The organism is Streptomyces sp. NPDC001851 (assembly GCF_040297165.1).
Classification (GTDB): Bacteria; Actinomycetota; Actinomycetes; order Streptomycetales; family Streptomycetaceae; genus Streptomyces.
This window is the reverse complement of record NZ_JBEOYR010000009.1, coordinates 239,291-263,980: the sequence shown is the minus strand read 5'-3', so window position 1 is coordinate 263,980 and position 24,690 is coordinate 239,291. Positions and strand designations below refer to the sequence as shown.

Sequence of the window (24,690 nt, the reverse complement as noted above, 5' to 3'; positions counted from 1 at the left end):
CGCACTGAGCGCCCTAAGACGTCAAGACGTACTGAGCACCGCATGACCGTACCGTGCGGCAAGGCCGGGCCCGGGCGGGCACCCCACCCCCTCCAGCACAGGGGCTCCCGCCCGGGCCGCCGCGCGTTTGCGGCATCCTGCTGGGCCTACGCTGAACGTATGAACAACCTCAGCGGGCGCGGCCAGGTGGCGGGCCTTCCGGCATGGGACCGGTGCGCGGTCATGGGTGTCGTCAACGTGACCCCCGACTCCTTCTCCGACGGCGGCCGCTGGTTCGACACGACCGTCGCCGTCAAACACGGCCTGGACCTCGTCTCCGAAGGCGCGGACCTGGTCGACGTCGGCGGCGAGTCCACCCGTCCCGGCGCCACCCGGGTGGACGAGGCCGAGGAACTCAGGCGCGTCATCCCGGTCGTCCGCGGCCTCGCCTCCGAGGGCGTCGTCGTCTCCGTCGACACCATGCGCGCCCGTGTCGCCGAACAGTCCCTCGCGGCCGGCGCCGCCCTCGTCAACGACGTCAGCGGCGGCCTCGCCGACCCCGCGATGATCCCGGTCGTCGCAGACGCGGGCGCCCCGTTCGTCGTCATGCACTGGCGCGGCTTCCTCCAGGGCGGCAACGTCAAGGGCGTCTACGACGACGTCGTCGCCGAAGTCGTGGACGAGCTGCACGCGCGCGTGGAGGCCGTCCTCGCCGGCGGCATCGCCCCCGACCGCATCGTCGTGGACCCCGGACTGGGCTTCTCCAAGGAGGCCGAGCACGACCTCGCCCTCCTCGCCCGCCTGGACCGCCTGCGCGCCCTCGGCCACCCCCTGCTCGTGGCCGCCTCCCGCAAACGGTTCCTCGGCCGCGTCCTGGCCGGCCCGGAGGGCGCGCCCCCGCCGGCCCGGGAGCGCGACGCCGCCACGGCCGCCGTCTCCGCACTCGCGGCGCACTCCGGTGCGTGGGCGGTACGCGTGCACGAGGTGCGCGCCACCGCGGACGCGGTACGGGTCGCGCGCGCCGTGGAGAAGGCGCGGATGTCCGGGTCCGCGCCTGGCGCACCAGGTGACGGCAGGGCGCGCGCAGCAGGGCGCGCGCCGGGCACGGAGGGTGAGCGGGGGGCGTACGGGGCAGCGGACGCGCCGGGAGCGGAGTGCACGCGCCCAGCGCCCGGCGCCGGTGACGAGCGCGGGGCGGAAGGAGCCCGGTGAGCGCCCCCCATACCGACGTCGAGCAGGTGGAGGCCGCCAACACCGCCTTCTACGAGGCGATGGAACGCGGCGACTTCGAGGAGCTGTCGTCGCTCTGGCTCACCCCGGCCGACCTGGGCGTGGACGAGGAGTACCACGACCCGGCGGACACCGGCGTGGTCTCCTGCGTACACCCCGGCTGGCCGGTGCTCACCGGCCGCGGCGAGGTCCTCAGGTCCTACGCCCTGATCATGGCCCACACCGACTACATCCAGTTCTTCCTCACCGACGTGCACGTCTCCGTCACCGGTGACACCGCCCTCGTCACCTGCACCGAGAACATCCTCAGCGGCGGCCCCGCGCCCGAGGGCGGCGGGGAACTGGGGCCGCTGGTCGGCCAGCTCGTCGTCGCCACGAACGTGTTCCGCCGCACGTCCGACGGCTGGAAGCTCTGGTCGCACCACGCCTCCCCCGTCCTGGCCGAGAGCGACGACGAGGACGGCGAGACCGGCGTCAGTGGCGTGAATCCGGACGACAGCCCCCTCGCCTGAGCGGGTAGCCGCCCCCAGGGGACCAAGAAGTGGTTGGAATCACCTACCCCGGGGTAGGAGCCGCTACCAGCCCATGACAAGGCCGTGTTTCCCCGGGGAAACACGAGATGAACGCTCGTGGCCCCGGCGCGGGCCCGCGTCCCTGCAGCCCGGCTTTGTCAGTGCCCGCAGGTAGATTCGTCTCAGGCCGGTGTACCGCCCGCACGCGGTACGGACCGGTCCTTCCCGACGATTGCAGGAGTGATTCGCGTGGATCGTGTCGCGCTGCGCGGCCTCAAGGCCCGCGGGCACCACGGTGTGTTCCCCAAGGAGCGCGAGGAGGGCCAGACCTTCATCGTCGACCTCGTCCTGGGGCTGGACACCCGGCCGGCCGCGGCCGACGACGACCTGGCGAAGACCGTGCACTACGGCATCGTGGCCGAAGAGGTCGTGGCCGTGGTCGAGGGCGAGCCGGTGGACCTCATCGAGACCCTCGCCGAGCGGATCGCCCAGACCTGCCTCAAGCACGAAGGGGTACAGGAGGTGGAGGTCTGCGTCCACAAGCCGGACGCGCCGATCACCGTTCCCTTCGACGACGTGACCGTCACCATCACCCGGAGCCGAGTATGACCCGACCTTTCCTCCAGGGTCACAGCGACCCGACCGTCCAGCCGGTGCCCGCCTCGGTCGTCGAAAAGGTCGACGCCGCCGACACGACCCTGCACAACCCCCAGTGGGCCGTCATCTCCATCGGCTCCAACCTCGGCAACCGCCTGGAGACCCTCCAGGGCGCCGTCGACGCCCTGGAGGACACCCCCGGTGTCCGCGTGAAGGGCGTCTCCCCGGTCTACGAGACCGAGCCCTGGGGCGTCGAGCCCGGCAGCCAGCCGTCGTACTTCAACGCGGTCGTGGTCCTGAAGACGACCCTGCCCCCGGCCTCCCTGCTGGAGCGGGCACACGCCATCGAGGAAGCGTACAAACGCGTCCGCGACGAGCACTGGGGCCCGCGCACCCTGGATGTCGACATCGTCGCCTACGCCGACGTCACCTCCGACGACCCGCACCTCACCCTGCCCCACCCGCGCGCCCATGAGCGCGCCTTCGTGCTCGCGCCCTGGCACGACGTGGACCCGCAGGCCCAGCTGCCCGGACGTGGCACGGTGGCCGATCTGCTGTCGGCCCTCACCCGTGCGGGCGTCGAGCCCCGCAAGGACCTGGAACTCCGACTGCCCGAGTAGTCGTTAAGGTCAAGACGACAAGGTCGTGAGCGACGACCGTCCGGGCCGGTCCGGGGGAGCTGAAGGGACACCGTGAGAGAGCTGCGCATCAGGGTGCTGGCAGGCGTGTTCATCGTCGCCGGCGTCCTGTCCTGGGCGGGAGCCCGCCTCTGGAACTCGATCGGGACTCTTCCCAGCGTCCCCCTGGCCGCCCCCATCGTCCTCGCCCTGATCGCCGTGGTGCTGCTCTCCACGGCGCTCTCCCTGCGCTCCCGCCTCAAGGCCCAGCGCGAGCGCCGCCCCGGCGCGAAGGGCGTCGACCCCCTGATGGCCGCCCGCGCGGTCGTCTTCGGCCAGGCCAGCGCCCTGGTCGCCGCCCTGGTCGCCGGCATGTACGGCGGCACGGGCGTCTTCCTGCTGGAGCTCCTCGACATCCCCGCCCGCCGCGACCAGGCCCTCTACGCCGGCTTCTCGGTCCTGGCGGGCATCGGGGTCATAGCGGCAGCCCTGTTCCTGGAGCGGGTGTGCAAACTCCCGGAGGACGAGGACCAGAACCACCCGGGAGCGGAACCGGCGGCGTGACCACCGGTCTCCCCGAGCACCGGTTCAGTGCGCCATGATCAGGCTCATGGCCTCGTTGCGCGTCGCCGCGTCCCGCAGCTGTCCGCGCACGGCGGACGTTATGGTCTTCGCGCCCGGCTTGCGGATGCCGCGCATGGACATGCACATGTGCTCGCACTCGACGACCACGATGACGCCCCGCGGCTCCAGGATCTCCATCAGGGAGTCCGCGATCTGCGTGGTGAGTCGTTCCTGCACCTGCGGCCGCCGCGCGTAGACGTCCACCAGGCGGGCCAGCTTGGACAGGCCGGTGATCTTCCCGGTGACGGACGGGATGTAGCCGACGTGGGCGACGCCCCTGAACGGGACCAGATGGTGCTCACAGGTGCTGTACACCTCGATGTCCTTCACGAGGACCATCTCGTCGTGCCCCAGGTCGAACGTCGTCGTCAGCACGTCCTCGGGCTTCTGCCACAGGCCCGCGAAGATCTCCCGGTACGCCCGCGCCACCCGCGCCGGCGTCTCCCTCAGGCCCTCCCGGTCCGGATCCTCGCCGACCGCGATCAGCAGCTCCCGTACGGCGTTCTCGGCGCGTTTCTCGTCGAACTCGCCGATCTGGCCCTCGCCGTCCAGCGTCACGGGGTCGGTCATCTGGTTCCTCGTTCCTGTGCCTCTATCGCGTGGCGGCGGCCACGCGCTGTGTGCGGACATACGAACGCCGCGCCCTCCAGGCTAGAACCTGGCGGGCGCGGCGTTCATTCCAGGCCGGTTGGCCGAAACGCTGTCAGCTCTCCGGACGGTCGTCCGGGGTCTGGTCCGTGACCGGAGCGGACTCCGTGGCGGTGGACTTGGCCGTGCTGATGGCGGCCGTCGCGCCGTTCGCGCCGTTGGTGAGTGCGAGCTCCTTGGGGGAGAGCACCGGCGGGCGGGTGGACGGGGTGCGGCGGGAGGAGCCGGTCCAGGCGGGCCGCGGCGGGCGCTTGTGGATCGGGGCGAAGATCTCGGCGATCTCCTCCTTGCCCAGGGTCTCCTTCTCCAGCAGCTGCAGGACGAGCTGGTCGAGCACGTCGCGGTTCTCGACCAGGATCTCCCAGGCCTCGTTGTGCGCGGTCTCGATCAGCTTCTTGACTTCCTCGTCCACCAGCGCGGCGACCTCCTCGGAGTAGTCGCGCTGGTGAGCCATCTCACGGCCGAGGAACGGCTCGCTGTTGTCGCCGCCGAACTTGATGGCGCCGAGCCGCTCGGTCATGCCGTACTGCGTGACCATCGCGCGGGCCAGGTTGGTGGCCTTCTCGATGTCGTTCGCAGCGCCGGTGGTCGGGTCGTGGAAGACCAGTTCCTCGGCGGCGCGGCCGCCCAGCATGTAGGCGAGCTGGTCGAGCATCTCGTTGCGCGTGGTCGAGTACTTGTCCTCGTCCGGCAGGACCATCGTGTAGCCGAGGGCACGGCCGCGGGACAGGATGGTGATCTTGTGGACCGGGTCGGAGTTCGGGGAGGCCGCCGCGACCAGGGCGTGGCCGCCCTCGTGGTACGCGGTGATCTTCTTCTCCTTGTCCGACATGATCCGGGTCCGCTTCTGCGGGCCCGCGACCACACGGTCGATCGCCTCGTCCAGCGCCCTGTTGTCGATCAGCTTCTGGTCACCGCGAGCGGTGAGCAGGGCCGCCTCGTTGAGGACGTTGGCCAGGTCGGCACCCGTCATGCCGGGGGTGCGGCGGGCGACGGCGGACAGGTCGACGTCGGGCGCGACCGGCTTGCCCTTCTGGTGGACCTTGAGGATCTCCAGGCGGCCCTGCAGGTCCGGCGGGTCGACCGCGATCTGACGGTCGAAGCGGCCGGGGCGGAGCAGCGCCGGGTCGAGGATGTCGGGACGGTTCGTCGCGGCGATGAGGATCACGCCGCCCTTGACGTCGAAGCCGTCCATCTCGACGAGCAGCTGGTTCAGGGTCTGCTCGCGCTCGTCGTGACCACCGCCGAGGCCGGCGCCGCGGTGGCGGCCGACCGCGTCGATCTCGTCGACGAAGACGATCGCCGGGGCGTTCGCCTTGGCCTGCTCGAACAGGTCACGGACCCGGGAGGCACCGACACCGACGAACATCTCGACGAAGTCGGAACCGGAGATCGAGTAGAAGGGGACGCCCGCCTCGCCGGCCACGGCACGCGCGAGCAGCGTCTTGCCGGTACCGGGACGGCCGTAGAGCAGCACACCCTTGGGGATCTTGGCGCCGACGGCCTGGAACTTGGCCGGCTCCTGCAGGAACTCCTTGATCTCGTGGAGTTCCTCGACGGCCTCGTCGCAGCCGGCGACGTCGGCGAAGGTCGTCTTCGGGGTGTCCTTGGTGATGAGCTTGGCCTTGGACTTGCCGAAGTTCATGACCCGGGAGCCGCCGCCCTGCATCTGATTCATCAGGAACAGGAAGACGACCACGATCAGGACGAACGGCAGCAGGGAGAGCAGGACGCCGACGAACGGGTTCTGCTTGGACGGCGAGACCGTGTAGCCGTCCGGGATCTGCTTGTCCTGGTACTTGGTCTGCAGCGAGCCGGCGAGCTGGGCGCCCTGGTCGCCGATGTAGCTCGCCTGGATCTTGGAGCTGCCGTCGACCTTCTGGCCGTCCTTGAGGGTGGCCTTGATGGTCTGCTCGTCGCCTGTGGTCAGCTTGGCCGACTGGACCCTGTTGTCATTGATCGCGGCAATGACCTGGCCGGTGTCCACCGTCTTGTAGCCGCCGGACGAGCCGACGACCTGCATCAACACGACCACGGCAAGGACGGCCAGCACGATCCACATGACCGGCCCACGGAAGTATCGCTTCACGTCCATCCATACGGAGCGGTGCCGCCCCGTCCCTCCTGCCATAGTGAGTTTGATAAGACAGTTCTTCTGACGGTACCCCAGCGTGGTGGTCCGAAGCCGCACGAAGTTTGCTTCGGAGGCCGGGAAACCCGTCTCTGCATGCTTCAACGGCCCGGAACCCGCCGGGGTTCCCGATCGTCCTACAAGGCTTGAGCCGAGTGGCTCACACCACCCGGTCCGGCTCAGCCGCCGTAGACGTGGGGCGCGAGCGTACCGACGAACGGAAGGTTGCGGTACTTCTCGGCGTAGTCGAGGCCGTAGCCGACGACGAACTCGTTCGGGATGTCGAAGCCGACCCACTCGACGTCGATGGCGACCTTCGCGGCATCCGGCTTGCGCAGCAGCGTGCACACCTTCAGGGAGGCGGGCTCGCGGGAGCCGAGGTTGTTGATCAGCCAGGACAGGGTCAGGCCGGAGTCGATGATGTCCTCGACGATGAGGACGTGCTTGCCCTTGATGTCGGTGTCGAGGTCCTTGAGGATCCGCACGACACCGGAGGACTGGGTGCCCGCGCCGTAGGAGGACACGGCCATCCAGTCCATGGTGACGGGGGTGGACAGCGCCCGGGCGAGGTCGGCCATCACCATCACGGCGCCCTTGAGGACACCGACGATGAGCAGGTCCTTGCCCGCGTACTCCGCGTCGATCTTCGCGGCCAGCTCGGCCAGCTTCGCGTCGATCTCTTCCTTGGTGATGAGCACCTGCTGGAGGTCGGCACCCATGTCTTTCGCGTCCACCCGCATCACTTTCGGTCGTCCCACCGGCTGCTCACCCCTCGTGGGGGTAAGGATTCAGCCTTGCCGAATCACCAGTCTGCCACCCTGCCGCCGGGCGACGACTCTGCCCGGGAGATTGATGGCTCCCTGGCCGCGCCAGCCGGTGATCAGGCGGTCGACTTCCTCGATGTGGCGGGCGAACAGCGAACCGGCCGGGGCACCGGCCCCGATGGCGGCGCGGCGCAGGATGCGGCGGCGTACGGCGGGCGGGAGGGCGTAGAGCTTGGCGCACTCCAGCCGGCCTGCGGCGTCCCGTACGGAGGCCTCGGCCTGGCTGGCCCAGGCGTCGAGGGCGTCGGCGTCGTCGCGGGAGAGCTGGGCGGTGCGGGCGAGCGCCTCCACGACTCCTTTGCCGAGGGCCTTCTCCAGGGCGGGCAGGCCTTCGTGCCGCAGCCGGGAGCGGGTGTAGGCGGGGTCGGCGTTGTGAGGATCGTCCCAGACGGGGAGGGACTGGACCATGCAGGCCTTGCGGGCGGTCTGCCGGTCGAGTTCCAGGAAGGGGCGCCGGTACCGGCCGGCGGCCCCCGAGACCGCCGCCATACCGGACAGGGAGCGGATGCCGGAGCCGCGGGCGAGGCCGAGCAGGACGGTTTCGGCCTGGTCGTCGCGAGTGTGGCCGAGCAGGACGGCGGCGGCGCCGTGGCGTTCGGCGACGGCGTCGAGGGCGGCGTAGCGGGCGTCGCGGGCGGCGGCTTCCGGCCCGCCTTCGCGGCCGACGGTCACGGCGACGGACTCGACCGGCGCGAGGCCGAGTTCGCGCAGACGCAGGACGACCTCGTCGGCGCGGAGGTCGGAGCCGGGCTGGAGGCCGTGGTCGACGGTGACGCCACCGGCGCGGATGCCGAGCTTGGGCGCCTCGAAGGCGAGGGCGGAGGCGAGGGCCATGGAGTCGGCGCCGCCGGAGCACGCGACGAGGACGAGCGGGGAGGGGGGCCGCTCGGCCGGCCGGTCCGGGTGCGCGCCGAAGGCCTGCCGGGCACCGGCACCGGCGAGGCTGTGGTGGTCGTTGAGGATGTCGTGGAGGACGCGGCGGACCGCCAGGCGTATCGCCGCGACCGCAGGATGGGGACCCATGTCCGGTTCCCTTCATGAAGTTTCGGGGGGTGAGCCCGAGTCGGTCACTCAGAGTGTGTAGATGGTGACAGAAGCGGGCCGTTCCCCGAGCATCGCACGCCTACGCATGGCTCACGGTCCCTCGGACGGGTGATTGGAGGGGCGTTCGCCTGCCGTCGGCCGGATTCCGTTCACGACGTGTCCATGCCGTTCAGGATTCGGCCTTGCGGTGCACCCGCGCGACCCAGTCCGCCGGTTTGGCGATCTCCGCCTTGGTGGGCAGGGTGTTGGGCGAGGTCCACACGCGGTTGAAGCCGTCGGTGCCGACCTGCTCGACGACGGCTCGTACGAACCGCTCGCCGTCCCGGTACTGCCTCAGTTTGGCATCCAGACCCAGCAGCTTGCGCAGGGCGAGGTCGAGGCGGGAGGCACCCTTGGCGCGACGTTGCTGGAACTTCTCGCGGATCTCCGCGACGGTCGGTACGACGCTGGGCCCGACGCCGTCCATGACGTAGTCGGCATGCCCCTCCAGCAGGGACATCACGGCGGTGAGGCGGCTGAGGATCTCACGCTGGGCGGGGGTCTGCACCAGCTCCACGAAGGACCGGCCGCCGTCCTCCTCCTCGCCCTCGGGGCGGCCTCCGGCGAGGGACTGCGCGGCTTCCCTGATGCGCTCCAGGAAGGTCATCGGGTCGACGTCGGTCTCCGCCAAGAACGACTGGATTTCGCCCTCCAGGTGGTCGCGCAGCCAGGGCACGGCCGTGAACTGGGTGCGGTGGGTCTCCTCGTGCAGGCACACCCACAGGCGGAAGTCGTGCGGGTCGACGTCGAGTTCGCGCTCGACGTGGACGATGTTGGGGGCGACGAGGAGGAGCCGGCCGCCGCCGTTCTCGCCGGCGGGGAGGTCACGGGTGGCGGGGGCGAAGGTCTCGTACTGGCCGAGGACGCGGGAGGACAGGAACGACAGCAGCATGCCGAGTTCGACGCCGGTGACCTTGCCGCCGACGGTGCCGAGGACCGCGCTGCCCGGGTTGCCCGCGCGCCGTTCCTGCATCTTCTCCAGGAGCGGTTTGAGGATCTCGCGGAAGCCGGCGACGTTGGCGCGGACCCAGCCGGGGCGGTCGACCACGAGGACGGGGGTGTCGTGGGTGTCCTCGGTGCCCATGCGCGTGAAGCCCCGGACGTGTTCCTCCGAGGCCTTGGCGTGCCGGCGCAGCTCCGCGACGACGGCGCGGGCCTCGTCGCGACTGACGTCCGGGCCCGGTCGTACCAGCCGTGTCGCGGTTGCCACCGCGAGGTTCCAGTCGACCATCCCGGGAGATGCGGTGCCACCGAAGCCAGTCATGTTGACAACCGTACGTGAGCGCTCCCGCTTGGGGCAGGCCGTGCACTCGGCGCGACACGTACCGCGGCTACCGGCAACCGCAGCCCGCGAGTGCCGTCGCCGTTCTGTCCAGGGCCGACTGGGCCTCCAGGGGGTCGGTGGTGCCGGAGGCCAGGAAGGCGAAGGCCAGGAGGCGGCCGTCGGTGTCCACGACCGTGCCGGCCAGGGCGTTGACCCCGGTCAGGGTGCCGGTCTTGGCGCGGATGACGCCGGCGGCGCCGTCGGTGTAGCGGTGGGTGAGGGTGCCGGTGAAGCCGGCCACGGGCAGGCCGGTGAGGACGGGGCGCAGGCCGGGGCGGCCGGGGTCGCCGGCCGTGACCAGGAGCGCGGTGAGGAGGTCGGCGGTGAGCCTGTCGTCACGGTCGAGGCCGCTGCCGTCGTGGAAGGCGGCGCCGGACATCGGCAGGCCCAGCTTGGTCAGCCGCGCGGAGACCGCCTTGGCGCCGCCGTCGAAGCTGCCGGGTTCGCCGCTGGCGAGGGCCGTCTGGCGGGCCAGGTGTTCGGCGATGTCGTTGTCGCTGTTGGTCAGCATGCGCTCGACCAGGGCGGACAGCGGTGGTGAGGAGACCGTGGCGAGGGTCTGCGCGCGCGTGCTGGCCTTGGAGGGGCCGGGGGGTGTGGTGGTGATCCCGGCGTCCTTGAGGAGGGCCGCGAACTTGCCGGCCGCGTCCTTCGCGGGGTCGGTCACGCGGTGCGCCGGGCCGCTGGCGGAGTCGTCGGTGCGGCCTTCGTCGACGGTCAGGGCGCTGACGGGCGCGAGGTTGTCGTTGACGCCGATGGGGTGCAGGGCGGGGCCGGTGTAGAGGGTGGTGTCGTAGGAGAGCGTGATCTTGTGGATTCCGCGCTTCCGCAGTGCCTTGGCGGTGTCCGCCGCCAGCGCGGTCAGGCTGGCCCAGTCCTCCCCGTTCCCGGCTTCCCCGGTCGCGGGGTGGGCGGTGAGGGTGGGGTCGCCGCCGCCGACGAGGACGAGTTCGCCGGTGTCGGGTTCGAGGGCGGCGCGGGTGGTGAGGCGGTGGTCGGGGCCCAGGGCGGACAGGGCGGCGACAGCGGTGGCGATCTTGGTGGTGGAGGCGGGGGTGAACCCCTTGCCGGAGTCGGTGCCGTACAGGCGATGGCCGGTGGCCACGTCGACGACGGCCGCCGCGTGGTCGCCGCCCAGCGCGGAGGCGTCCAGGAGGGGCCCCAGGAGGTCCGAGAGGGGCTTTGGGCCCGGCATGGCCTTCTTGGTGCCGAGGGCGCCCGCCGGGCCGTCCAGGGCCGCCAGGACGGGCGCGGCGCTCGGCGCGGGCCGGGGTGCCGTCGTCGACGCCGTGCCGGAGCGGCCGTGATCTGCGCCACCTGGCTGCTCCAGGGCCGCGGCGCGGTCCCGCTCGGCCGTACGCTGGCCGTCGGCGTCCCAGGGGCCCGCCGCGGTCACCACGCCGGCGGCGAGCGCGAGGCCGGCGGTGGCGGCGCCCGCGGTGTACTGCCAGGTCCTGACCGCCTGCCGGCGGGCGGGACCGGGCCGCAGGGCCCGCGTCAACCGCGCGACCCCCGGCCCGGCAGCCGCCCGGGCCCGCGCCAGACGCGGTCGTACGGCGTTCGCGATCCGCTCCACCTGCGGTCTCGCAGCCCGCCAAGGCCTCAGCTCTGGCACGACCACCAGCCCCTTTCGCGATCACACACCTGCGTGAGGGACACTTAATCACCAGAACTATGTGCTGATCATGGAGGAGCCACCGGTGGAGTTCGACGTCACGATCGAGATTCCGAAGGGTTCGCGCAACAAGTACGAGGTGGACCACGAGACCGGTCGGATCCGCCTGGACCGTCGCCTCTTCACCTCGACCGCCTACCCGACCGACTACGGCTTCGTCGAGAACACCCTCGGCGAGGACGGCGACCCGCTGGACGCGCTGGTCATCCTGGACGAGCCGACCTTCCCGGGCTGCCTGATCAAGTGCCGTGCGATCGGTATGTTCCGCATGACGGACGAGGCGGGCGGCGACGACAAGCTGCTGTGCGTCCCGGCCACCGACCCTCGGGTGGAGCACCTGCGCGACATCCACCACGTGTCGGAGTTCGACCGCCTGGAGATCCAGCACTTCTTCGAGGTGTACAAGGACCTGGAGCCCGGCAAGTCGGTCGAGGGTGCCAACTGGGTGGGCCGCACGGAGGCCGAGGCGGAGATCGAGCGGTCGTACAAGCGCTTCAAGGAGCAGGGCGGTCACTGAGCCCCGCGCCGCCGGAACGGGCCGTACGCGTGCGTGCGGCCCGTTCCGCGTTTCACGCACGCGTGCGGACCGTTCGGGTACCTGTGCGCATACTGAGCCGTACGGAAGGTGTCGTTCAGGGAGCGGTGCGAGGTGACGGAGGCGGAGGACCGCAAGCCCCGGTCGGACGAGGCGCGGTACGACCCGGAGATCACGTCCGAGTTCGCCATTCCGCAGGGCATCGAGGTCCCCGAGGGTGTCGGCGAGCCGGAGACCACGTCCGAGTTCGCGGTGCCGCGGGGGCTGCCCGCGCCGCAGCCGCCGAGTGCCGAGCCGGAGGGGTCGGCGTTCAGCCTGCCGAGCACCTACAGCGCCAAGGAGGCTCCGCCGGCGTTCACTCCGGCCGCCGGAGTTCCGCTGGTCAGCCTGGTCAAGGACGCGCCCTGGCAGGACCGGATGCGCACGATGCTGCGCATGCCGGTGACCGAGCGGCCCGCGCCGGAGCCGGTGCAGCGCGAGGAGGAGGACGGCCCGGCCGTACCCCGCGTGCTGGACCTGACCCTGCGCATCGGTGAGCTGCTGCTGGCCGGTGGCGAGGGCGCGGAGGACGTGGAGGCCGCGATGTTCGCGGTGTGCCGCTCCTACGGCCTGGACCGCTGCGAGCCGAACGTCACCTTCACACTGCTGTCGATCTCGCACCAGCCGTCGCTGGTGGAGGACCCGGTGACGGCGTCGCGGACGGTACGGCGGCGGGGCACCGACTACACGCGGCTCGCGGCCGTGTTCCGGCTGGTGGACGACCTGACCGACCCGGAGACCCATGTCTCCCTTGAGGAGGCCTACCGGCGGCTGGCGGAGATCCGCCGCAACCGGCACCCCTACCCCGGCTGGGCGCTGACCCTGGCCAGCGGGCTGCTCGCCGGGGCCGCGTCCATCCTGGTCGGCGGTGATCTGATCGTGTTCGTCGCGGCGGCCGTCGGCGCGATGCTGGGCGACCGGCTGGCCTGGCTGTGCGCGGGGCGCGGGCTGCCGGAGTTCTACCAGTTCACGGTGGCCGCGATGCCGCCCGCGGCGATCGGGGTGGCGTTCGCGCTGGCGCACGTCGACCTGAAGGCGTCCGCCGTCGTCACCGGTGGACTGTTCGCGCTGCTGCCCGGGCGGGCGCTGGTGGCGGGCGTGCAGGACGGCCTGACGGGCTTCTACATCACCGCCTCCGCGCGCCTGCTGGAGGTCATGTACTTCTTCGTCGGCATCGTCACCGGCGTGCTGGTCGTCCTGTACTTCGGTGTGAAGCTCGGCGGCAAGCTGAACCCGGACGCGGCGCTCATCATCAACGAACGGCCGCTGGTGCAGATCGCGGCGTCCATGCTGCTGTCGCTGACGTTCGCGGTACTGCTGCAGCAGGAACGTTCGACCGTGCTGTGGGTGACGCTCAACGGCGGTGTCGCGTGGTCGGTGTACGGCGCGATGCACTACGTCGCCGACATCTCGCCGGTGGCGTCCACGGCCGTGGCGGCGGGCCTGGTGGGCCTCTTCGGGCAGCTGCTGTCGCGGTACCGGTTCGCCTCGGCGCTGCCGTACACGACCGCGGCGATCGGGCCGCTGCTGCCCGGTTCGGCCACCTACTTCGGGCTGCTCAACATGGCGCAGAACGAGGTGAACAAGGGGCTGGTGTCGCTGGCGAACGCGGCGTCGCTGGCCATCGCCATCGCCATCGGGGTGAATCTGGGCTCGGAGGTCTTCCGGCTGTTCCTGAGGATCGGCTCCGCCGGGAAGCGGCGGGCCGCCAAGAGGACCAGGGGATTCTGAGGGCTACGGGGCGCGGTAGGTGCCCTGGTCGTAGTCGTACGGGTACGGGTGCTGGTCGTACCGCTGCTGCTCTCCGTAGGGCTGCTGCTCTCCGTAGGGCTGCTGGTGCGGGTACTGCTGCTGGCCGTAGTGCTGGTCGTACTGGTTGTACTGGTTGTCGTAGCCGCCCTGGCTCCAGTACTGCTGCTCCTGCTGCTGCTCCTGCTGCTGCTCCTGCCCCTGCTGCTGGTACCCGTACGGCTGCTCCGGCTCGATGCGGCGCAGCTGGGTGGTCTCGGAGTCCATGGCCGGGGGGACCGGGCGGGACGCCTCCGGTGCCGTCGGCGGAGCCTTCTTCTGCTTGCCGCGGGCGCGGAGGACCTCGATGGCGACCGGGACCACGGAGACGAGGACGATCAGGATCAGGATCGCCTCGATGTTGTTCTTGACGAAGCCGTTGTTGCCGAGCCAGGAGCCGAGCAGGGTGACGCCCGCACCCCACAGGACGCCGCCGATGACGTTGAAGACCAGGAACGAGCGGTACTTCATGCCGCTGACGCCGGCGATGATCGGCGTGAACGTGCGCACGATGGGCACGAAGCGGGCCAGGACCAGGGACTTCGGGCCGTACTTCTCGAAGAACTCGTGCGCCTTGGTGACGTTCTCCTGCTTGAACAGGCGCGAGTCGGGGCGGTTGAACAGGGACGGCCCGACCTTCTTGCCGAACATGTAGCCCGCCTGGTCGCCGAGTATCGCGGCGAGGCAGATGAGGCCGATCGCACCCCACAGCGGGAAGTGCATCTCGTGCGAGGTGATCAGCAGGCCGCAGGTGAACAGCAGCGAGTCACCCGGCAGGAAGAAGCCGATCAGCAGGCCGGACTCGGCGAAGACGACGAGCAGCAGACCCCAGATGCTGTAGGTGTTGAGCAGATAGTTGGGGTCCATCCAGCTCGGGCCGAGGGCGAGTGTCATCACGGGTCCGGGCTCCAGGGGGTCAAGGCGGCTACGCCGGGTACGGCCGCACAAAGCTATCAACGTGAGGTGACCGCTCCAGGTTCCACCGCAGTCTCCAGGGTGCGCTGGGGCCAGATCGGCGCCGGTCTGAAGTCGATGATCGGCGGCGAGCTGAAGAGCGTTCCGGTTCGACGTGACCGAGGCCGCGGACGTGGGCACCGAGGTGTGCGCCTACGGCACGGCGGTGGTCCTGGCCCGGGAGTGCCCCCCGTGCACACCCGGGCCGGGACCGGTCAGGAGGCGTGCCGGTCGGCGTTGGCGAGGATCGCGGCGCGCAGGTGCACGGCGAGACCCGGTCCCATGGAGTCGTAGTACGCCTTGAAGCGCTCGTCGGAGACGTACATCTCCGCGAAGCACCGGTGCATCTCGTAGGGGACCTCGAAGAACCACCGGTTCATGTGCTGCCGGTGTTCCTCGGCCAGGTCCATGGCCGCCTCGCCGGAGGGCTCCTGGCCGGCGGCCACCAGGGCGGCGTACCGCTCGCTCCAGTCGTCGACCTCGGCTTTGATCCGCTTCCAGTCCTCCTTGGTGTAGCGGGCGGCCCGGCGCTGGGACTCGGCCCAGGCCTCGGTGTCGCCCCAGCGCTGCTCGGCCTCCTCGGTGTAGTCCTCGTTGAAGGGGTCCTTGTCCCCGAACACCTCGAACCGCTCTTCCGGGGTGAGGTTGATGCCCATCCTGCGTGCCTCCATGGCGTGCTCCACGGCCGCGGCCATCTTCTGCAGCTTCTCGATCCGGGCGGTCAGCAGTTCGTGCTGGCGGCGCAGGTGTGCGCGCGGGTCACCTCTGCCGGTGGCCAGATCGTCGAGCAGGGCCGCGACCTCGTCGAGCGGGAAGCCGAGCTCCCGGTAGAACAGGATCTGCTGGAGCCGGTCGAGGTCGGCGTCGTTGTAGCGCCGGTGGCCGGCGTACGTGCGCTCGCTGGGCACGAGCAGGCCGATCTCGTCGTAGTGGTGCAGGGTGCGCACCGTGACCCCGGCGAACGCCGCGACCTGTCCCACGGAGTGGCTCACTTTTCCGCTCCTCGTCGTCGGTGTGGTCGGTACGCCGTCCACGCTGAGGCCTCACCTCACGTGAGGTGCAAGCCGGTTGCCGTTCAGCATGTTCGGGATGTTGTGCGCATTTCGTCCGCTTATGGTGAGCCCGTGGCCCAGGACACCGGCGCACAGCAGGCGCCCGCGACCGCTCCCACGGCCCCGGCACGGGCTCTGCTGCCCTTCATCCTGCCCGCCGTCGCCGTGGGCGTGGCCGCCAGCCTGGTCTTCGTCGGGGTCAGTGCGGTGGCGGAGAAGTTCGAGCACGTGCTGTGGGGGCCGTTGCCGGACGCGCTCGGGGTGGGGCGCTACTCGGTGCTGTGGATGTTCGTCATGCTTGTGGCGACCGGGATCGCCGTCGGGCTGGTGGTCTGGAAGGTGCCGGGTCACGCCGGACCCGATCCGGCGACCGTCGGGCTGAACGCCCCGGTCATGGCGCCGGTCGTGCTGCCCGGACTGGTGCTGGCGACCGGGCTGATGCTGGCCGGCGGCCCGAGCCTCGGCCCGGAGAACCCGGTCATCGCCGTGAACGTGGGCCTCGCGGCCTGGCTCGGCTCGCGTCTGATGCCGCGGACGCCGGGCAGCCTGTGGCCCGTGCTGGCCGAGTCGGGGACGATCGGCGCGCTGTTCGGCACGCCGGTGGCGGCGGCGCTGGTCATCTCGGAAGCGCTGGCCGGGCGTCCGATGCGCGGACGGCTGTGGGACAACCTGTTCGCGCCGCTGACCGCCGGCGCGTGCGGGGCCGTCACGACCACCCTGGTGTCCCATCCGACCTTCGACCTGGGGCTTCCGCCCATGGGCCGCCCGGACGGCAAGGACGTCCTGGCGGCCCTCCTGATCGCCTCGGCCGCCGCGCTGCTCGGCATGTGCGCGGTGCACGCCTTCCCGTACGTCCACGCGGCCTTCCGGCGGCTGCGGCACCCGATGCTGATGCTCCCGGCCGGCGGGGTCGTGCTGGGCGCCCTGGGGGCGCTGGGCGGCCATCTGACGCTGTTCAAGGGGCTGTCGGAGATCGGGGAGCTGGCCCGCCGTCCGGACGGCTGGTCGGCGGGGCAGTTCGCCGGGATGGCGGTGGTGAAGCTGGCCGCGTTGCTGGTCGCCGCGTCCTGCGGCTTCCGGGGCGGCCGGATCTTCCCGGCGGTCTTCGTCGGCGGCGCCCTCGGCCTGTGCGCCCACGCGCTCGTTCCGGCCGTGCATCCCGCGGTGGGCGTCGCGACGGCCGTCCTGGGCATGCTCCTGGCGGTCACCCGGCAGGGCTGGGTGAGCCTGTTCACCGCCGCGGTACTCGTCGCCTCGCCCGGCGCCCTCGCCCTGCTGTGCGTCGCGTCGCTGCCGGCCTGGCTGCTGGTGACCGGGCGCCCGCAGATGCAGTTGCGCGAGGACGGCACCCCGGTCCGCTGAGAGAACCCCCTGGAGGCAGTCATGGCCCTGCACAAAGGTCCCGCGAAGCACGAGGAACGGACGATGGCGGTCAACCCTTTCTTCGGGGAGGCCGATCCGGTCGGCGGTATGGCCGAGGCCCCGCCCACGCACCGGCTCCCGGACGCGCCGCTGGCCCCGTCGACGGCGTACCAGCTGGTGCACGACGAGCTGATGCTGGACGGCAACTCCCGGCTGAACCTGGCCACGTTCGTCACCACCTGGATGGAGCCGCAGGCCGGGGTGCTGATGGCGGAGTGCCGGGACAAGAACATGATCGACAAGGACGAGTACCCGCGCACGGCCGAACTGGAGCGGCGCTGTGTGGCGATGCTCGCCGACCTGTGGAACGCGCCGGACCCGTCGGCGGCCATGGGCTGTTCCACCACCGGGTCGAGCGAGGCGTGCATGCTCGCCGGGATGGCGCTGAAGCGGCGCTGGATGCGGCGCAACGAAGACCGCTATCCGGGCGGGGCGCGGCCCAACCTGGTGATGGGTGTCAACGTCCAGGTCTGCTGGGACAAGTTCTGCGATTTCTGGGAGGTGGAGGCCCGGCAGGTGCCCATGGAGGGCGACCGGTTCCATCTGGACCCGCAGGCCGCCGCCGAGCTGTGCGACGAGAACACCATCGGGGTGGTCGGCATCCTCGGCTCGACGTTCGACGGCTCCTACGAGCCGGTCGCCGAGCTGTGCGCGGCCCTGGACGCCCTGCAGGAGCGGACCGGGCTCGACATCCCGGTGCACGTGGACGGCGCGTCCGGCGGCATGGTGGCGCCGTTCCTGGACCCGGATCTGGTGTGGGACTTCCGGCTGCCGCGCGTGGCCTCGATCAACACCTCGGGGCACAAGTACGGGCTGGTGTACCCGGGCGTCGGCTGGGCCCTGTGGCGGGACCGGGAGGCGCTGCCCGAGGAGCTGGTCTTCCGGGTGAACTACCTGGGCGGGGACATGCCGACCTTCGCGCTCAACTTCTCCCGGCCCGGCGCCCAGGTGGTGGCCCAGTACTACACGTTCCTGCGCCTGGGCCGCGAGGGCTACCGCGCGGTGCAGCGGTCGACGCGGGACGTGGCGACCTCGCTCGCCGGGAAGATCGCGGCGCTCGGCGACTTCCGGCTGCTCACGCACGGCGACCAGCTGCCGGTGTTCGCGCTGACCACGGCCGACGACGTCACGGCGTACGACGTCTTCGACGTCTCCCGGCGGCTGCGCGAGGGTGGCTGGCTGGTCCCCGCGTACACCTTCCCGCCGCACCGCGAGGACCTCTCCGTACTGCGGATCGTGTGCCGCAACGGCTTCTCGCACGACCTGGCCGACCTGTTCCTGGACGACCTGACCCGCCTGCTGCCCGAGCTGCGCCGGCAGCCGCACCCGCTCACCCGCGACAAGCAGGCGGCGACCGGCTTCCACCACTAGGGGTCTCGCCTCAGCGGTCGTCCTCCGGATGCCGCTCCCCCGTCGCGTACGGGTTCTCCTCGCCCTCGGCGAGCACGCCGACGAACGGTTCGCCCTCGCCGGCGAAGGTGTAGGCGCCGTTCTCGATGCGCGCGACGAGGCCACGGGTCCACTCGGCCTCGGAGTCGGCCGTGTGCACCCACATGTCCGTGATCTCGCCGATGTGGCCGAGCTGCGCAGGTCCCTCCTCGGGCACGTAGTGCTCGGTGACCGAGGAGCGCCAGGCCTCGATCCGGCGGGTGCGCTCCTTCAGCAGGGCCACCGCCTCGGGCCTCGGCAGGTCGACCATGAAGCCGATCGCCGCCGCCTTCACATCGCCGCGCTGGTCGTAGGTGACCAGCGCGGCGCGCAGCAGGGTGAAGTACTCCTCGGTGCCCTTGCCGGTCAGCTCGTACTCGGTGCGGGGCGGACCGCCGGCCGTGGACGGCGCGGTCTCGTGCGCGTACAGCAGCCCTTGCCTGGCCATCTGCTTCAGGGCGTGGTAGATCGAGCCCGGCTTGGCGTGGGACCACTCGTGGGCGCCCCAGTACTCCAGGTCGTTGCGGACTTGGTAGCCGTGGGCCCGCCCGTGCTGGCGGACCGCGCCCAGCACGAGGAGTCGGATCGCTGACATGGGGTCCAGGTTAGGACTCCCCGATCACCCTCAGGAGACACCCTTTTCCTGGGCCTCCCGGGCCACCAGCTCGAAGGCGGTCGTGCCGTCCAGGGACTCCCGGAGGATGTCGGCGTGGCCGGCGTGCCGGGCCGTCTCGCGGATGAGGTGCAGACACAGCCAGCGCAGCGAGACCCGGCCCTGCGGCGGGAACCAGGGGTCCGGCGGCAGCGGGAAGGTGTCGTCCAGGCTCGGCGCGGAGCGGATGAACTTCTCCGTCTCGGCGGCGACCTCCTCCCAGTACGCCAGCTGCGCGGCGACCGTCTCCCCGTCGGCCAGCCGGAAGCTCTCGTGCCAGTTCGACTCGTCGCGCCTGACCGCCGGCGGCTCCTGCTTGGCCCGGGCGACCCAGATCTGCTCGGTCTCGGCGACATGCTTGAGCAGGCCGCCGAGTGACAGCTCGCTGGCGCTGGGGCGGGTGCGGGCCTGTTCCTCGGTCAGCCCGAGCAGGGCCCGGCGGATCCCGCCGCGCTGCTCCTCGAGGAACGCCAGCAGCGCCCCTCGCTCGTCGCCGTTCTCCTCCGCAGGCACGTGCTTGACCATGACAGCCGCCTTTCATCGGTTCACCGGGGCTCTCGCCCTGACACCGATGACGTTACGGACCCTTGCGGTCAGGTGCTGTCCGCAAGGGCCCGCTCGGCCGGAATTCGTCAGAACGGGAACGCGCTGCGGCCGTGCTGCACGGAGATCCACTTGACGGTCGTGAACGCCTCCAGCGTCGTCGCGCCGTTCAGGCGGCCGATCCCGGACTGCTTCTCGCCGCCGAACGGCACGATCGGCTCGTCGTGGACCGTGCCGTCGTTCACATGGAACATGCCGGTGTCGATCTGCTTGGCGAAGGCGACGCCCCGCTCGATGTCACCGGTGTGGACGGCGCCGCTGAGGCCGTACGGCGTGTCGTTGACGATGCGGAGCGCCTCCTCCTCGCCGTCGAACGGGACGAGGAAGACGACCGGGCCGAAGATCTCCTGCCGCAGCAGCGCGGAGTCGGCGGGGACGTCGGTGAGCACGCTGGGCTCGACCAGGTTGCCCGACCTGCCGCCCCGCACGAGGGCGGTGGCGCCCTCGGCGACCGCCTGCTCGACGGCGCCGGAAAGGGCGTTCGCCTGCCGGGAGTTGATCACCGGGCCGATGACGGTCTGCGGGTCGCGCGGGTCGCCGACCTTCAGCGCCTTCACCTTGGCGACGAACTTCTCGGTGAAGTCACCGGCGATCGAGCGGTCCACGAGCACGCGGTTCGCGGCCATGCAGACCTGGCCCTGGTGGACGAACCGGCTGAAGACCGCCGCGTCCACCGCGTAGTCGATGTCCGCGTCGTCCAGGACCACCAGCGCGCTGTTGCCGCCCAGTTCGAGCACCGAGCGCTTGAAGTTCGCGGCGCAGACGGTGGCCACGTGCCGGCCGACCTTGTCGGAGCCGGTGAAGGAGATGACCTTCGGGACCGGGTGCTCGATGAACGCGTCGCCGATCTCGGCGATGTCGGTGACCACGACGTTGAGCAGGCCGCCGGGCAGCCCGGCCTCCTCGAAGATCTTCGCTATCAGGGTGCCGCCCGCGATCGGGGTGTTCTGGTGCGGCTTGAGGACCACGCCGTTGCCGAGCGCGAGCGCCGGGGCGACCGACTTGATCGACAGCAGGAAGGGGAAGTTGAAGGGGCTGATCACGCCCACGACGCCGACCGGCACCCGGTAGACGCGGTTCTCCTTGCCGTCGACCGGGGAGGGCAGGATCCTGCCCTCCGGGCGCAGCGCCAGGTGGATCGACTCGCGCAGGAACTCCTTGGCCAGGTGCAGCTCGAAGCCGGCCTTCACGCGCGTGCCGCCCAGTTCCGCGATGATCAGGTCGGCTATCTCCTGCTCGCGGTCCTCTATGAGTCTCAGGGCCCGCTCGAAGACTCCGCGGCGGGCGTAGGGGTTGGTCGCGGCCCACTGCTTCTGGGCGCGGGCCGCGGCCCGGTAGGCCTGGTCCACCTCGTCGACCGTGGCCACCGTGATCGAGGCCAGCTTCTCGTCGTCGTAGGGGTTGAAGTCGATGACGTCCCAGGAGCCGGTGCCCGGACGCCACTCGCCGTCGATGTACTGCTGGGCCAGGTCGGTGAAGCAGGACGACATGTGATCCCTCAATCACTAGCGGACGCAGATCCTGGTCAAGGTCTGATCACACGTCATCGTACTTATGTGTCAGGAGAGTTGAAGGAGACCTCGGAGAAGGTCCCGGCTCTCGTCGGGGCCCGGGCTGTCCTGCTGCAGCTCCTTGAGCGCCTGCTCGTACTGGGCCACGTCCTCGCGCTTGTCCAGGTAGAGGGCGCTGGTCAGCTGCTCCACGTAGACGACGTCGGACAGGTCGGCGTCGGGGAAGCTGAGGATGGTGAAGGCGCCGCTCTCGCCGGAGTGCCCGCCGAAGCTGAACGGCATGACCTGCAGCCGTACGTTGGGCCGCTCGGAGAGGCGGATGAGGTGCTGCAGCTGACCGCGCATGACCTGGCGGTCGCCGTAGGGGCGGCGCAGGGAGGCCTCGTCGAGGACGATGTGGAACTCGGGGGCGTTGTCCGCCAGCAGGTGCTTCTGCCGTTCCATGCGCAGGGCGACCCTGCGCTCGACGTCCGCCGGGCTCGCGCCCTTCATGCCGCGCCGGACCACGGCGCGGGCGTACTCCTCGGTCTGGAGCAGGCCGTGGACGAACTGCACCTCGTAGACGCGGATGAGGGACGCCGCGCCCTCCAGGCCCACATAGGTGGGGAACCAGCTGGGCAGGACGTCGGTGTAGCTGTGCCACCAGCCGGCCACGTTGGCCTCGCGGGCGAGGGAGAGCAGCGACTCGCGTTCCGCCTCGTCCGTGATGCCGTACAGCGTCAGCAGGTCTTCCACGTCTCTGGTCTTGAAGCTCACCCGGCCCAGCTCCATCCGGCTGATCTTCGACTCGGAGGCGCGGATGGAGTACCCGGCCGCCTCGCGCGTGATTCCGCGAGCTTCACGCAGTCGCCTGAGTTGCGAGCCGAGCAGCATCCGCCGCACCACCGATCCGGGCTCTCCCGCGCTCACCTTCGTCAGCCTCCCCAACCGTCTTCAGGGCCCGCAGTCTGCCACTAAAACACTTCGAGCAGTACTCGTCCGGTTACGGAAACGGAAAGACGCGGACCGTTTCTGCCTGCCGGTTTCGAGAAGAGGTCAGGACCACTGGCGGCAATCGCCGAGAAGATGGCGGAAAAAATGGCCAAGAAGCGGTACGGGCAGTGTCATTTCGGTCGCGTGCACGTGCATCTGCCCTTGCATCTGCTGTACGCATCCGAAACCATGGTGCCGCACCACCGCCGCATCGCAACGACCGCGAACTCCCGGGAGTGCCTCGCATGGGGACGAATGGATCGACCATGCTCAAGCCGTTACGGCAGGGCCTTCCGCCGCTGGATCCCGCGGCCGTGTCCGACGCCGCCTCCTGCGCCCTCCCCGCCCGGTACGACGCGGTGCGCGAGGCCCGGCGCTTCACCCGCGCCACCCTCGACCAGTGGGACGCCGGCGACCGCTTCGACGACATATGCCTCGTCGTCTCGGAACTCGTCACCAACGCCCTGCGCCATGCCCTTCCCGGGGACGCCGGCTGTTCCGGACAGGCCCCGTCCGTGCGGCTGCACCTGATGCGCTGGAGCGAGCGGCTGGTGTGCGCGGTACGCGACCCGAGCCACGAGACGCCGGTCCCGCGCGACTCGGACGACTTCTCCGCCGAGTCCGGGCGCGGGCTGTTCCTGGTCGACTCCTTCGCCGACAGCTGGGGCTGGCACCCGCTCGCCGGCACCCTGCACGGCAAGGTCGTCTGGGCGCTGTTCCGGCTGCGCCCGGCCGGCTGATCCTGCGGTGCACCGACGGACGCCCGGTTTCTACGCGCGTCACTCCGACATCGTTGCCAACGGCGCGCCCCGGGCTCCGCTCCGGGGCGTCAGCTCACGATGAGGTGGTCGAACTCGCCGTCCTTGATGCCGAGCAGCATGGCCTCGATCTCCGCGCGCGTGTAGACGAGCGCCGGGCCGTCAGGGAAACGCGAGTTGCGGACGGCGACTTCGCCGCCCGGCAGCCGCGCGAACTCCACACAGGAGCCCTGCGAGTTGCTGTGCCTGCTCTTCTGCCAGGCCACTCCGACCAACTGCTCGGCAGCCATGCCGTTGTACACGTCGTACCCCCCGTACACGCCGTCAACGTCGCGGTCCACAGGTCGCTCCCCGGTGGTGCACTGGCTGGTGTGGCCATAGATGCGGTGGTCAACTGACCCGGATCATAACCCGTTCATGTGCAGATGCATGAGCAAATGCACGTGCACGCGCGGTGCTCCCACGGTTACAGGTTTGACGTCCGCTTTACCGAAGCTGGTCCAGCGTCTGCCCCAGTGCGGGCAGCACATGCCCGCGCCATCCCCCGTCCATGATCCTCCGCGCCATCAGCTGAGCCGGGTCGTCCGGATCGAATCCCTCGTGCACTAGGAAGAGACGCGTACCGCGCCCTTCCTGTTCCAGGGTCCAGGTGATGGTCCAGTCCGCGGGATTGGCCGGATCGGCGTCGGCCCAGCGGACGGACAGCATCCGCTCGATGTCGTAGGCGAGGACGCGCACCTCCACGACCCCGGAGAAGCGGGAGTTGGGACGCGGGACGGAGGTCATCCGGTACCGGTGGCCGACCGCCAGCCGGAAGTCCTCGGCGCCGGGCATCTGCCAGCGGGCGAGCAGGCCGGGGTCGGTCAGGGCGCGCCAGACCTTGGCGGGCGGGTGCGGGAAGAACTGGTCGACGCGGAGGGTGGTCAGGTCGTCCGCGTCATCGCCGGGTGCCGTGCTCATGAGGGCTGATCGTCGGGCATGCTGTCGAGCAGATCGCCGAGGCCCTGCAGCCGCTCGCGCCAGAACCGCTCGTACGGGTGGAGCCAGTCCTGCACCTCGGCGAGCGGGGCCGCCTCCAGACGGTAGATGCGCTGCCGCCCGGCGCGCTGCTCGGAGACGAGGCCGGCCTCGCGGAGCACCCTGAGGTGTTCCGAGAGGCTCGGGCGGCGCATGTCGAAGTGGTCGGCCAGGGCCTGGACGGGCTGCGGTCCGCGCTCGCGCAGCAGCCGCAGCACCTCGCGGCGGGTGGCGTTGGCGAGCGCGGCGAAGACGCGGTCCTCGGCGGCGGTACCCGTCCCGTTCATGGAGCGGTCAGAAGCCTTCCTTCTCCGTCAGCAGCATCAGACCGTTGCCGTCGGGGTCCGTGAAGGAGGCCATGCGCCCCCAGGGGAGTTCGTCCGGGCCCTGCACCGGGGTGCCGGCCGCGGCGAGCCGCGCACAGTCCGCGTCGACGTCGGTCGTGACCAACATGATCCCCCGGGCCGAGCCGGACTCGAAACCGCCCATGCCGGGCCCGGAGAGCGTGAAGACGGTCTGAGCGCCCTCGGGGGCCACCTGGAGCCAGCGGCCCCGGGGTGTGTCCCGGTCGGCGGTGACGGTGAAGCCGAGGACGTCCCGGTAGAAGCGCAGGGCGCGGTCCTGGTCGGCGACCGGAAGCGTGACGAAGGAGGCGTGGGTGATGGTCATGCACCAAGAATAGGTAGGCGATTTCCTACGCGTCAACCGTAGGTAA

26 protein-coding genes and 1 pseudogene are annotated in these 24,690 nt (G+C 70.6%); 11 read left to right on the top strand and 16 right to left on the bottom strand.

Annotated features, from left to right (window positions below):
- The first annotated feature begins 159 nt into the window (after nucleotides 1–159).
- From folP to ABT171_RS16095, 5 genes are all read left to right on the top strand, one after another.
- The gene (gene folP, locus ABT171_RS16115; RefSeq protein ID WP_351244031.1) at nucleotides 160–1,191 is read left to right on the top strand and encodes a dihydropteroate synthase; all 1,032 of its coding nucleotides are present in this window, start codon (nucleotides 160–162) and stop codon (nucleotides 1,189–1,191) included.
- Nucleotides 1,188–1,721, top strand: a complete 534-nt coding sequence (locus tag ABT171_RS16110) for a nuclear transport factor 2 family protein (protein ID WP_351244029.1) — start codon at nucleotides 1,188–1,190, stop codon at nucleotides 1,719–1,721. The genes folP and ABT171_RS16110 overlap by 4 nt, the downstream gene beginning before the upstream one ends.
- 249 nt (nucleotides 1,722–1,970) lie before the next feature.
- Entirely contained in the window at nucleotides 1,971–2,330 is a 360-nt protein-coding gene (gene folB / locus ABT171_RS16105; protein WP_208899553.1) for a dihydroneopterin aldolase, read from the top strand.
- The gene (gene folK, locus ABT171_RS16100) at nucleotides 2,327–2,938 is read left to right on the top strand and encodes a 2-amino-4-hydroxy-6-hydroxymethyldihydropteridine diphosphokinase (RefSeq protein ID WP_351244026.1); all 612 of its coding nucleotides are present in this window, start codon (nucleotides 2,327–2,329) and stop codon (nucleotides 2,936–2,938) included. The genes folB and folK overlap by 4 nt, the downstream gene beginning before the upstream one ends.
- Before the next feature lie 72 nt (nucleotides 2,939–3,010).
- Complete coding sequence (locus ABT171_RS16095) at nucleotides 3,011–3,499, top strand: DUF3180 domain-containing protein (protein WP_351244024.1); 489 nt, start codon at nucleotides 3,011–3,013, stop codon at nucleotides 3,497–3,499.
- A 24-nt stretch (nucleotides 3,500–3,523) separates the two neighbouring features.
- Here ABT171_RS16095 and folE read toward each other — a convergent pair whose 3' ends face one another.
- The 6 genes from folE to dacB all read right to left on the bottom strand — a co-directional run bounded on the left by folE (nucleotide 3,524) and on the right by dacB (nucleotide 11,145).
- A complete protein-coding gene (folE, locus tag ABT171_RS16090; protein WP_351244022.1) occupies nucleotides 3,524–4,129 on the bottom strand; it encodes a GTP cyclohydrolase I FolE in 606 nt (201 codons plus the stop codon).
- Between the two features lie 133 nt (nucleotides 4,130–4,262).
- Nucleotides 4,263–6,302 (bottom strand): ATP-dependent zinc metalloprotease FtsH, encoded by a 2,040-nt coding sequence (ftsH, locus tag ABT171_RS16085; protein ID WP_351244020.1) that lies wholly within the window; start codon nucleotides 6,300–6,302, stop codon nucleotides 4,263–4,265.
- Nucleotides 6,303–6,517: 215 nt separating this feature from the next.
- A complete protein-coding gene (gene hpt, locus ABT171_RS16080; protein WP_031165039.1) occupies nucleotides 6,518–7,078 on the bottom strand; it encodes a hypoxanthine phosphoribosyltransferase in 561 nt (186 codons plus the stop codon).
- Between the two features lie 48 nt (nucleotides 7,079–7,126).
- Nucleotides 7,127–8,185: a tRNA lysidine(34) synthetase TilS gene (gene tilS, locus ABT171_RS16075; protein ID WP_351244018.1), complete on the bottom strand. Its 1,059-nt coding sequence runs from the start codon at nucleotides 8,183–8,185 to the stop codon at nucleotides 7,127–7,129.
- A gap of 190 nt (nucleotides 8,186–8,375) precedes the next feature.
- The gene (locus ABT171_RS16070; protein WP_351244016.1) at nucleotides 8,376–9,509 is read right to left on the bottom strand and encodes an Rv3626c family coenzyme F420 biosynthesis-associated protein; all 1,134 of its coding nucleotides are present in this window, start codon (nucleotides 9,507–9,509) and stop codon (nucleotides 8,376–8,378) included.
- Nucleotides 9,510–9,576: 67 nt separating this feature from the next.
- Nucleotides 9,577–11,145, bottom strand: coding sequence for a D-alanyl-D-alanine carboxypeptidase/D-alanyl-D-alanine endopeptidase (gene dacB, locus ABT171_RS16065; protein ID WP_351244014.1), 1,569 nt, complete (start codon nucleotides 11,143–11,145; stop codon nucleotides 9,577–9,579).
- Nucleotides 11,146–11,269: 124 nt separating this feature from the next.
- Between dacB and ABT171_RS16060 the strand changes: the two genes are divergently transcribed.
- Both ABT171_RS16060 and ABT171_RS16055 read left to right on the top strand, forming a co-directional pair.
- Nucleotides 11,270–11,761 carry an inorganic diphosphatase gene (locus tag ABT171_RS16060; protein WP_351244146.1) on the top strand — a complete coding sequence of 164 codons (492 nt, stop codon included), beginning with the start codon at nucleotides 11,270–11,272 and terminating at the stop codon, nucleotides 11,759–11,761.
- 132 nt (nucleotides 11,762–11,893) lie between these two features.
- Nucleotides 11,894–13,549 carry a threonine/serine exporter family protein gene (locus ABT171_RS16055; RefSeq protein ID WP_351244012.1) on the top strand — a complete coding sequence of 552 codons (1,656 nt, stop codon included), beginning with the start codon at nucleotides 11,894–11,896 and terminating at the stop codon, nucleotides 13,547–13,549.
- A gap of 3 nt (nucleotides 13,550–13,552) precedes the next feature.
- Here ABT171_RS16055 and ABT171_RS16050 read toward each other — a convergent pair whose 3' ends face one another.
- The gene (locus ABT171_RS16050) at nucleotides 13,553–14,500 is read right to left on the bottom strand and encodes a DedA family protein (protein WP_503075363.1); all 948 of its coding nucleotides are present in this window, start codon (nucleotides 14,498–14,500) and stop codon (nucleotides 13,553–13,555) included.
- Between ABT171_RS16050 and ABT171_RS41905 the strand changes: the two are divergent.
- Nucleotides 14,459–14,744 (top strand): annotated as a pseudogene (locus tag ABT171_RS41905) (hypothetical protein); the annotation flags it as partial. The gene ABT171_RS16050 and the pseudogene ABT171_RS41905 sit on opposite strands and share 42 nt — an antisense overlap.
- 31 nt (nucleotides 14,745–14,775) lie before the next feature.
- Here ABT171_RS41905 and ABT171_RS16045 read toward each other — a convergent pair.
- Entirely contained in the window at nucleotides 14,776–15,552 is a 777-nt protein-coding gene (locus ABT171_RS16045; RefSeq protein ID WP_351244008.1) for a MerR family transcriptional regulator, read from the bottom strand.
- A 132-nt stretch (nucleotides 15,553–15,684) separates the two neighbouring features.
- On the opposite strand from ABT171_RS16045, the gene ABT171_RS16040 reads away from it, so the two are divergent.
- Nucleotides 15,685–16,974 (top strand): ion channel protein, encoded by a 1,290-nt coding sequence (locus ABT171_RS16040; RefSeq protein WP_351244006.1) that lies wholly within the window; start codon nucleotides 15,685–15,687, stop codon nucleotides 16,972–16,974.
- A gap of 21 nt (nucleotides 16,975–16,995) precedes the next feature.
- Entirely contained in the window at nucleotides 16,996–18,405 is a 1,410-nt protein-coding gene (gene gad / locus ABT171_RS16035) for a glutamate decarboxylase (protein ID WP_351244004.1), read from the top strand.
- Between the two features lie 10 nt (nucleotides 18,406–18,415).
- Here gad and ABT171_RS16030 read toward each other — a convergent pair whose 3' ends face one another.
- The 4 genes from ABT171_RS16030 to ABT171_RS16015 all read right to left on the bottom strand — a co-directional run bounded on the left by ABT171_RS16030 (nucleotide 18,416) and on the right by ABT171_RS16015 (nucleotide 22,113).
- Nucleotides 18,416–19,057 (bottom strand): PadR family transcriptional regulator, encoded by a 642-nt coding sequence (locus ABT171_RS16030; RefSeq protein WP_351244002.1) that lies wholly within the window; start codon nucleotides 19,055–19,057, stop codon nucleotides 18,416–18,418.
- A 30-nt stretch (nucleotides 19,058–19,087) separates the two neighbouring features.
- A complete protein-coding gene (locus ABT171_RS16025; protein ID WP_351244000.1) occupies nucleotides 19,088–19,639 on the bottom strand; it encodes a DinB family protein in 552 nt (183 codons plus the stop codon).
- Between the two features lie 107 nt (nucleotides 19,640–19,746).
- On the bottom strand, nucleotides 19,747–21,207 hold the full coding sequence (locus tag ABT171_RS16020; protein ID WP_351243998.1) for an aldehyde dehydrogenase family protein: 1,461 nt from the start codon (nucleotides 21,205–21,207) through the stop codon (nucleotides 19,747–19,749).
- Nucleotides 21,208–21,276: 69 nt separating this feature from the next.
- Nucleotides 21,277–22,113, bottom strand: a complete 837-nt coding sequence (locus ABT171_RS16015; RefSeq protein WP_503075362.1) for a Sco1979 family transcriptional regulator — start codon at nucleotides 22,111–22,113, stop codon at nucleotides 21,277–21,279.
- Between the two features lie 353 nt (nucleotides 22,114–22,466).
- Here ABT171_RS16015 and ABT171_RS16010 point away from each other — a divergent pair, with 353 nt between their 5' ends.
- Nucleotides 22,467–22,940, top strand: coding sequence for an ATP-binding protein (locus ABT171_RS16010; RefSeq protein WP_351243996.1), 474 nt, complete (start codon nucleotides 22,467–22,469; stop codon nucleotides 22,938–22,940).
- A gap of 89 nt (nucleotides 22,941–23,029) precedes the next feature.
- On the opposite strand, the gene ABT171_RS16005 is transcribed toward ABT171_RS16010, so the two are convergent.
- From ABT171_RS16005 to ABT171_RS15990, 4 genes are all read right to left on the bottom strand, one after another.
- Nucleotides 23,030–23,299, bottom strand: coding sequence for a DUF397 domain-containing protein (locus tag ABT171_RS16005; protein ID WP_351243994.1), 270 nt, complete (start codon nucleotides 23,297–23,299; stop codon nucleotides 23,030–23,032).
- 145 nt (nucleotides 23,300–23,444) lie between these two features.
- The gene (locus ABT171_RS16000) at nucleotides 23,445–23,918 is read right to left on the bottom strand and encodes an SRPBCC family protein (protein ID WP_351243992.1); all 474 of its coding nucleotides are present in this window, start codon (nucleotides 23,916–23,918) and stop codon (nucleotides 23,445–23,447) included.
- Nucleotides 23,915–24,262, bottom strand: a complete 348-nt coding sequence (locus ABT171_RS15995) for an ArsR/SmtB family transcription factor (protein WP_351243990.1) — start codon at nucleotides 24,260–24,262, stop codon at nucleotides 23,915–23,917. The genes ABT171_RS16000 and ABT171_RS15995 overlap by 4 nt, the downstream gene beginning before the upstream one ends.
- A gap of 7 nt (nucleotides 24,263–24,269) precedes the next feature.
- Nucleotides 24,270–24,644: a VOC family protein gene (locus ABT171_RS15990; RefSeq protein ID WP_351243988.1), complete on the bottom strand. Its 375-nt coding sequence runs from the start codon at nucleotides 24,642–24,644 to the stop codon at nucleotides 24,270–24,272.
- Nucleotides 24,645–24,690 lie beyond the last annotated feature (46 nt).

Coding starts and splice junctions, on each gene's coding strand:
- folP (WP_351244031.1), top strand. CDS start 160: ATGAACAACCTCAGCGGGCGCGGCCAGGTGGCGGGCCTTCCGGCATGG.
- folK (WP_351244026.1), top strand. CDS start 2,327: ATGACCCGACCTTTCCTCCAGGGTCACAGCGACCCGACCGTCCAGCCG.
- folE (WP_351244022.1), bottom strand. CDS start 4,129: ATGACCGACCCCGTGACGCTGGACGGCGAGGGCCAGATCGGCGAGTTC.
- ftsH (WP_351244020.1), bottom strand. CDS start 6,302: ATGGACGTGAAGCGATACTTCCGTGGGCCGGTCATGTGGATCGTGCTG.
- hpt (WP_031165039.1), bottom strand. CDS start 7,078: ATGCGGGTGGACGCGAAAGACATGGGTGCCGACCTCCAGCAGGTGCTC.
- tilS (WP_351244018.1), bottom strand. CDS start 8,185: ATGGGTCCCCATCCTGCGGTCGCGGCGATACGCCTGGCGGTCCGCCGC.
- ABT171_RS16070 (WP_351244016.1), bottom strand. CDS start 9,509: ATGACTGGCTTCGGTGGCACCGCATCTCCCGGGATGGTCGACTGGAAC.
- ABT171_RS16050 (WP_503075363.1), bottom strand. CDS start 14,500: ATGACACTCGCCCTCGGCCCGAGCTGGATGGACCCCAACTATCTGCTC.
- gad (WP_351244004.1), top strand. CDS start 16,996: ATGGCCCTGCACAAAGGTCCCGCGAAGCACGAGGAACGGACGATGGCG.
- ABT171_RS16030 (WP_351244002.1), bottom strand. CDS start 19,057: ATGTCAGCGATCCGACTCCTCGTGCTGGGCGCGGTCCGCCAGCACGGG.
- ABT171_RS16025 (WP_351244000.1), bottom strand. CDS start 19,639: ATGGTCAAGCACGTGCCTGCGGAGGAGAACGGCGACGAGCGAGGGGCG.
- ABT171_RS16020 (WP_351243998.1), bottom strand. CDS start 21,207: ATGTCGTCCTGCTTCACCGACCTGGCCCAGCAGTACATCGACGGCGAG.
- ABT171_RS16010 (WP_351243996.1), top strand. CDS start 22,467: ATGCTCAAGCCGTTACGGCAGGGCCTTCCGCCGCTGGATCCCGCGGCC.
- ABT171_RS16000 (WP_351243992.1), bottom strand. CDS start 23,918: ATGAGCACGGCACCCGGCGATGACGCGGACGACCTGACCACCCTCCGC.
- ABT171_RS15995 (WP_351243990.1), bottom strand. CDS start 24,262: ATGAACGGGACGGGTACCGCCGCCGAGGACCGCGTCTTCGCCGCGCTC.
- ABT171_RS15990 (WP_351243988.1), bottom strand. CDS start 24,644: ATGACCATCACCCACGCCTCCTTCGTCACGCTTCCGGTCGCCGACCAG.